Below are 1,337 nucleotides of genomic sequence, written 5' to 3' on the forward strand. Positions count from 1 at the left end.
CCCTGACGGATCCCCGAATTTTCTTACGCAAAATCAAGAAGTTGGAATATTGAAGAGACCTGCATGAGTCGGCAGCTTGTGTTGCACCACACAAAACAAGATCCCGCCCCATGCAGGCCATCCGATTCTTACACAGCGCGCTCGCCCAAGCACTTCCTGGTGTTCATTCTCGTCGTCTGAAAACGTTGATGTGTTGTGTCAGCGCATTACTGCGAGGACGTCGGCTCACTCTGACGGGGCTTGGTCGATTCTTGCCAAGCAAAGCCTATCCCAAACACACCATCAAACGAGTGGATCGGTTACTGGGTAGTCGGCATCTGCAAACCGAGCGCCCGCTGTTCTACTGGGTCATGCTGCGAGCCTTGTTGGGCTCGCTGAAGCATCCGTTGATCCTGGTTGATTGGTCACCCATTGATGCGGCTGGAGAGCTCTTTTTGTTGCGCGCTGCCATCCCGTTGGCAGGACGCTCGTTCCCGATCTACGAAAGCGTTCATGAGCGCGAGGGTTGTCCCAAATATCAAAAACGATTGCTACAAACGCTTGCCGAAATGCTCCCCAAAGACTGCGTTCCGATCCTTGTGGCTGATGCAGGTTTTCGCCGGCCATGGATCAAAGCCGTCGAGGCGCAAGGCTGGTATTACGTGGGGCGCGTGCGTAACCGGGATCTCTACCGAAATGAGTCAGACACTTGGCTGCCCGTTAAAAACCTCTACGCTCTGGCATCGTCTTCACCGAAGTCATTGGGGCGGATCGAGATGACCCAAAGTGCCCCGCACATCATTCATCTGTACTGCGTTAGGCATTCGGCAAAGGGGCGCAAACACCAGCGTGTCACCGGCTCAATTGCCAAAAACAAACTCAGTAGGCAATCGGCCAATCGTGAACGAGAGCCCTGGTTGTTGGCCAGCAATCTGCCGGAAGATCAATGGAATCCATCGAGAATCGTGGCCATTTACAAAAAGCGCATGCAGATAGAAGAAGGCTTCAGAGACGTCAAAAGCGAGCACTTTGGCGTAGGCGTCACTCGCCACCGAAGCCACTGTCCACGCCGAATCGAAGTGCTTTTGCTGATCTCGGCTCTGGCTAATTACATTGTTTTTTTAACTGGGTTGCAGGCCCGCGAGGCGGGTCATGAGCGTCGCTTTCAAAGCAATAGCCTTAAACGCCGACGAGTGCTATCGCTGTGGCGGCTGGGCTTGGAATATTGGTGCAGCGGACGCGGCTCAAATTCTCGAAGCACCTTGGAGAGGCTTGAGCACGCGTTGCGAGCAGAGGTACATCAAGAGGCGCAGGCATTGGAGTAGATTTGTGGGGATCCCTCAGGGTCTGTCCCCGTT

General features: G+C 54.2%; 1 protein-coding gene. It reads left to right on the top strand.

Going from position 1 to position 1,337, the window contains the following annotated elements:
* Positions 1–110: 110 nt before the first annotated feature.
* Positions 111–1,304, top strand: a complete 1,194-nt coding sequence (locus tag MA884_RS27745) for an IS4 family transposase (protein ID WP_256233479.1) — start codon at positions 111–113, stop codon at positions 1,302–1,304.
* The last annotated feature ends 33 nt before the right edge of the window (positions 1,305–1,337 follow it).

Origin of the sequence: Pseudomonas sp. Q11, from assembly GCF_024494355.1 — a bacterium.
Lineage (GTDB): Bacteria > Pseudomonadota > Gammaproteobacteria > Pseudomonadales > Pseudomonadaceae > Aquipseudomonas > Aquipseudomonas hefeiensis.

Excerpts from the sequence above, each read along its gene's own strand:
- MA884_RS27745 (WP_256233479.1), top strand. The coding sequence starts at position 111 with ATGCAGGCCATCCGATTCTTACACAGCGCGCTCGCCCAAGCACTTCCT.